At 73.2% G+C, this 5,505-nt stretch carries 4 protein-coding genes; all 4 read left to right on the forward strand.

Annotated elements, in window-relative coordinates; genetic code table 11:
- Nucleotides 1–886, forward strand: an 886-nt coding sequence (pgeF, locus tag NBX02_RS15560) for a peptidoglycan editing factor PgeF (RefSeq protein ID WP_250291942.1), incomplete at its 5' end; no start/stop codon positions are given.
- A complete protein-coding gene (locus tag NBX02_RS15565) occupies nt 883–2,211 on the forward strand; it encodes a hypothetical protein (protein WP_250291943.1) in 1,329 nt (442 codons plus the stop codon). The genes pgeF and NBX02_RS15565, both read left to right, overlap by 4 nt.
- A complete protein-coding gene (locus NBX02_RS23270) occupies nt 2,186–3,727 on the forward strand; it encodes a Mur ligase family protein (protein WP_445548459.1) in 1,542 nt (513 codons plus the stop codon). Before NBX02_RS15565 ends, NBX02_RS23270 begins: the two co-directional genes overlap by 26 nt.
- 438 nt (nt 3,728–4,165) lie before the next feature.
- Nucleotides 4,166–5,505 (forward strand): HNH endonuclease signature motif containing protein (locus tag NBX02_RS15575; RefSeq protein ID WP_250291946.1); only part of this gene is annotated, 1,340 nt, incomplete at its 3' end.

Genomic DNA, 5,505 nt, shown 5'->3' on the forward strand with positions numbered 1-5,505 from the left:
GGCGTCCACGGGCAGGACGCCGGCTAACGCGGTCGGAGGGCGGTTCCAGTGGACCGCCTCGGGCCTGCGGGTGCTGCGCTGGCCGGCCCTGAGCGGACACGCCGTGGACGCCTTCGTCACGACCCGCGACGGCGGGGTGTCCATGGGCCGCTACGCCTCGCTGAACCTCGGCCTGCATGTCGGGGACGACGACGCGGCTGTGCTGGCGAACCGGGCGACGGTGGCCGCCGCGCTCGACGCGGACCTCGACGACTTCGTGTTCTGCGAGCAGGTCCACCGCCGCGACGTGGCCGTCGTCACCGACGAGCACCGCGGCCGGGGCGCCCGCTCGGCCGCGGACGCGATACCGGCGACCGACGCGCTCGTGACCGCGGTGCCCGGTGTCGTCCTCGCCGTCCTGGCGGCCGACTGTGTCCCGCTTGTCCTGCACGACCCGGTGGCCGGTGTCCTGGCCTGCGTGCACGCCGGCTGGGGCGGGACCGTCCGCGGGGCCACCCCCGCCGCGGTGACGGCCATGCGCCAGCTCGGCAGCGACCCGCGTGACATCGTCGCCTGCGTCGGGCCGGCCATCCAGCCCGACCGCTACCAGGTCGGCGCGGACGTCGTCGACGCGGCCCGCACCGCCTTCGGTGACCGGCTCGACGAGGTGGCGCGGCCCGACGGCACCGGCCGGTGGGCCTTCGACCTGTGGCGGGCCAACACCCTGCAGCTGGTCGCCGCGGGTGTACCGGCAGGTCAGGTGCACGTCACCGCCATCGGCACCGGCGGTCCGGGCACACCGTTCTTCAGCCATCGGGCCGGCGGCCCGTGCGGCCGGTTCGCCGCCGTGGCCCGGCTGCGCGGCAAGGACCAGCCGGTCCAGCCGCGCGGAAAGGACCGCTCATGACGGTGTCACCCCCGCGCGGGGAGAGCTTCCACTACGTCGGCTACGACATCGACACGTCCCGTAACCGGCTGGTGTGCCGCTACCGGCTCGACGGGCGGGACTTCCGCGAGGAGATCACCTTCCCCGGCGGCGGCGCCTGGGACGAGCCGGCCGCCGCCGAGACGGCCCGGCTGATATTCCTGCTGGCCGCGGTCTCCTACTACAAGTCCGCCGCCCCGCCGGTGGTCGACCTCGGCGACACCGCGGTGACGGACATCGAACGCGCCTTCCTCCGCGAGTTCTACCTGGACGGCCTGGGCGAGTTCGCCTACCGCAACAACCTCGACCTCTCCGGCCTGCGGATCGTCGGCCCCCGGCTGGAACGGACGGCGCCGGTGGCGTTCAGCCCGCGGGAGAGCCGGCCGCTGGTGCCCTTCGGCGGCGGGGTGGACTCCATCGTCACCGCGGAGCTCCTCCGGCCGCTGGCGAAGGACCCGGCGCTGTTCGTGGTCAACCGGCCCGGGGACCGCTTCGACGCCATCGAACGGCCCGCCCGCGTCACCGGCTTCCCGGTCGTGCGGGCGGAACGGCTCATCGACCCCCAGCTGCTGCGGTCGGCGGAGCTCGGTTTTCTCAACGGGCACGTCCCGGTCACCGGAATCCTCTCGGCGATCGCGCTCCTGGCGGCCGTCCTGGACGGGCGGGACGCCGTGGTGATGTCCAACGAGTGGTCCGCGTCGGTGGGCACCATCGAGGTCGACGGCCGGTCCGTCAACCACCAGTATTCCAAGAGCGAGGCGTTCGAGAACTCCCTGCGCTCGGTGCTGGCGGAAACGCTGGCCGGCGGCCCGGACTACTTCTCGCTGCTGCGCCCGTTCACCGAACTGTGGATCGCCCGCCGGTTCGCCGCGCTGCCGCAGTACTTCGACCATTTCCGCAGCTGCAACCGTGCCTTCCACATCGACCCGGCGCAGCGGCTGGACAGGTGGTGCGGCCGGTGCGACAAATGCTGTTTCATCGACCTGATTCTCGCTCCCTTCATCGCCGAGCCGGCGCTGCGGCAGGTGTTCGACGGCCGCGAGCCGCTGGCCGACGTGACACTGCTGGGCCGGTTCCGCACCCTGCTGGGGCTGTCCGCGGACAACAAGCCCTGGGAATGCGTCGGTGACATCACCGAGTGCCGGGCCGCCACCGCGCTGGCCGCCCCGCGGGCTGACCGGGCCGGCTCCGCCGTGCTGGCCGCGCTCGGCCCCCTGCCCGAGGAGCCCGCGTCCGAGAAACTGCTCGTCCCCCATGGCCGCCACTTCGTCCCGGACCGGTATGCGCCCGACGATCTCCTGGTCTGACCTGCGCGGCCGCGCGGTCGGCATCTACGGCCTGGGACGCGAGGGCGAGGCCAACCTGCGGGCCTGCCTCGCCCGGGGGATCGACCCGGTGCTCGTCGACGACGCCCCCGGCCGGGCCCACGTCGACGGCAGGCCGCTGCTGACGACCGCCGCCGGCGGGTTCGACGCCCTCACCCGCTGTGACGTCGTCGTCAAGACGCCGGGGATCTCCCGCTACGGCGAGACCGTGCGGGCCCTTCAGCGGCGCGGCATCCCGGTGGTCGGCGGGGTGGGCCTGTGGCTCGCCGAAGCCGACCGCTCGAAGGTGCTGTGCGTGACCGGCACCAAGGGCAAGAGCACCACCTCGGCGATCGCCGGGCACCTGCTGACCCGGCTCGGCTACCGCTGCCTGGTCGCGGGCAACATCGGCCTGCCGCCGCACGACCCACAGGCCGGCGGCGACTATGACTTCTGGGTCGTCGAGATCTCCAGCTACCAGGCGGCCGACCTGGCCTGCTCCCCGCCGGTGGTCGCGCTGACCTCCCTGCATCCCGACCATCTGCCCTGGCACGACAACGACCCCGAGACGTACTACCGCGACAAGCTGTCCGCCTGCTCGCAGCCCGGCGCCGAACTGACCGTCGCCAACGGCGACAGCGACCTGATCCGCGCCCACCGGCACCTCCTCGGCCCGAAGGTGCACTGGGTGCACGCCGACGACGGCTCCGCCGACATCGCCGGCCCCGCCCGCCCGGTTGGCCCCGCCAGCCCGGTTGGACCGGTTGGACCCACCAGCCTGGTTGATACCGCCAGCCCGGTTGATACCGCCAGCCCGGTTGATACTGCCGGCGCTGCCGGCGCTGCCGGTATCGCTGGCTCCGGCGTAGCTGTCGGCCCTGCTGGCGCCATCAGCTACGTCGGCGTTGATGCCACCGGTGACGCCGGTGACTGGACCCGCCCGTTGGGACTGCTCGGCCGGCACAACCGGCGCAACGCAATGATCGCCAGGGCCTGCCTGCGTGCGCTCGGTGTGCCCGAGGCGGACGACGACGACGCGCTGCGGGCCGCCGCGGCGGACTTCACCGGCCTGGACAGCCGCCTGAAGATGATCGGCTCGGTGGACGGGGTCAGCTTCGTCGACGACAGCCTGTCGACGAACGTCCTGCCGACGCTGGCGGCCGTGGACGCCTTCGACAGCCGCCGGGTCGCGCTCATCGTCGGCGGCTACAGCCGCGGCATCGACTACAGCCCGCTCGCGGTCGGCCTGCGCGGCCGCAGCCTGGACACGTTCGTCCTCACCGTGCCGGACAACGGCCCGGACATCCGCCGCCAGGTCACCCAGGCCGGCGCCGGCCCGCACGTCACCGTCGTGGACACGCCCGATCTCGCCACCGCCGTCGCCGAGGGCTACCGCTGGGCGAGACCCGACGGTGTCGTCCTGCTCTCGCCGGCGGCGGCGAGCTTCGGCCGCTTCCGCGACTACCGCGACCGCGGCGCCGCCTTCGCCCACGCCATGTGCAACTGCCGCGCCACCTGAACGGAAATACCACCTGAGCGTGGGCAGCCTCATGACAGCTGGGCCCAGGGACGATGACAACGGCGCGGGCCGAGAGCACGGGCCGTGCCGCCGCGGCGACAGCCGTGGCAGCCGTGGCAGTGCGGTTCAGAAGCTGGCTCCCAGCCTCTCCGGATGACCGCGGGATGACCGCGCGAACCGGTCGCCCCGACCGTCCCGTCCTCAACCGGATGACGATCACTCGGCGTCCTTCTCGTCGATGCGGGTTGCCCCGACCGTCCCGTCCCCAACCGGGGCACGCGTCGCCGGCCAGAAGTCCTGACGACTTTTAGTAGTCAATTTGATACTTTCCGTAAAAATCCGGAGTGCGTGCACGCGAACGGCGTACGCGCAGAGGCGCGGCGGACCGGCCATCGCCAGGTGGTGGAAATGTCCGGATAATCGAGTAGACTCGTACGTATGTTCGATTCTGTAGCGACCATCGCCGACCCGGCTATCGGTCCGCCAGCGGCGAGGGGCGGTGATGCGGCCGACGGCCTGTCCGTGGTGGAGCGCGGTGGCGCGGGCGGCGGTCCACCAGCGCTGGCGGCCGACGGCGCGGGCGGCGGCCTGCCAGCGGTGGAGGGCTGTGATGCGGATGGCTGCCTGTCCTTGATGGCGGCTGTACGGAAGCGGATCGCCGGGCTGGAGGCGGTGATGCTGCGGGCGCAGGCCCGGTTCGCCGCGCTGCGGCCCACCCTGGCGGGGGAGGCGAAGCGGGCCGGGCCAGGCTGGGCCGCGGAGGAGATCGCCGCCGAGCTGGCGTTGTCCCCGGCCGCCGCGGCGGCCGGCCTGGAGCTGGCGGTCACCGTCGTCGACCGGCTGCCCGCCACCCTCACCGCGCTGGAAGCCGGTGACATCGACCTGGGCCGGGTCCGCGCGGTCGCGGAGAGCACCGCCGCGCTCCCCGCCGAGAAAGCCGCCACTGTCGAACAACGGGTGCTCGCTCGCGGTGGGCGAGCCAGCCACAGCCTCTTCCGCCAAGCCCTGCGCCGCGCCGTACTGGCGACGGATCCGGATGGCGCCCGACGTCGGCACGCCCACGCCCGCACCGAGCGGCAGGTCCAGCTCCGCACCGCCGAGGACGGCATGGCCGAGCTGTGGGCGTTGCTGCCCGCGGTCGACGCCCAGGCCGCCTACCAGCGCCTGGACGCGCTGGCCCGTCAGGTCGCCGATCCGCAGGAGGCTCCCGGCATGGACGCCCGCCGCGCCGACGCGCTGGTCGACCTGCTCCTCGGCCGCGACCGGGGAGCCGAGGTGTCGGTAGAGGTCGGGGTGCTGGTGTCCGCGGCGACGCTCGCCGGGGCCAGTGACGTCCCCGGGGAACTGGCCGGGTACGGGCCGATCCCCGCAGCCCTCGCCCGTGAGCTCGCCACGGATGCCACCTGGCGACGAGTGCTCACCGACCCGGCTCAGGGCGACCGGCCCGTCGAAGTCAGCCGCCGGTTCCCCGCACCTGGGCTGGCCCGGCTGCTACGCACCCGGCAGCGGACCTGCCGGTTCCCCGGCTGCCGGAAACCCGCTCGGTTCTGCGACCTCGACCACATCCAGCCCCACAGCACCGGCGGGCCCACCAGCGAGGAGAATCTGCTCACCCTGTGCCGACGGCATCACAGAGCGAAACATGACGGCGGCTGGATGGTACAACGCACCGATAGCGACACCGACACGGTGCTCTGGACCGCCCCGACCGGGCGGACCTATCCCAGCGTGCCCGAGCCCTGGGACGATCCCGCTCCACCCACACCCCCGGCGTCCAC

The organism is Protofrankia sp. CiP1_Cm_nod1 (assembly GCF_920888515.1).
Taxonomy (GTDB): Bacteria; Actinomycetota; Actinomycetes; order Frankiales; family Frankiaceae; genus Protofrankia.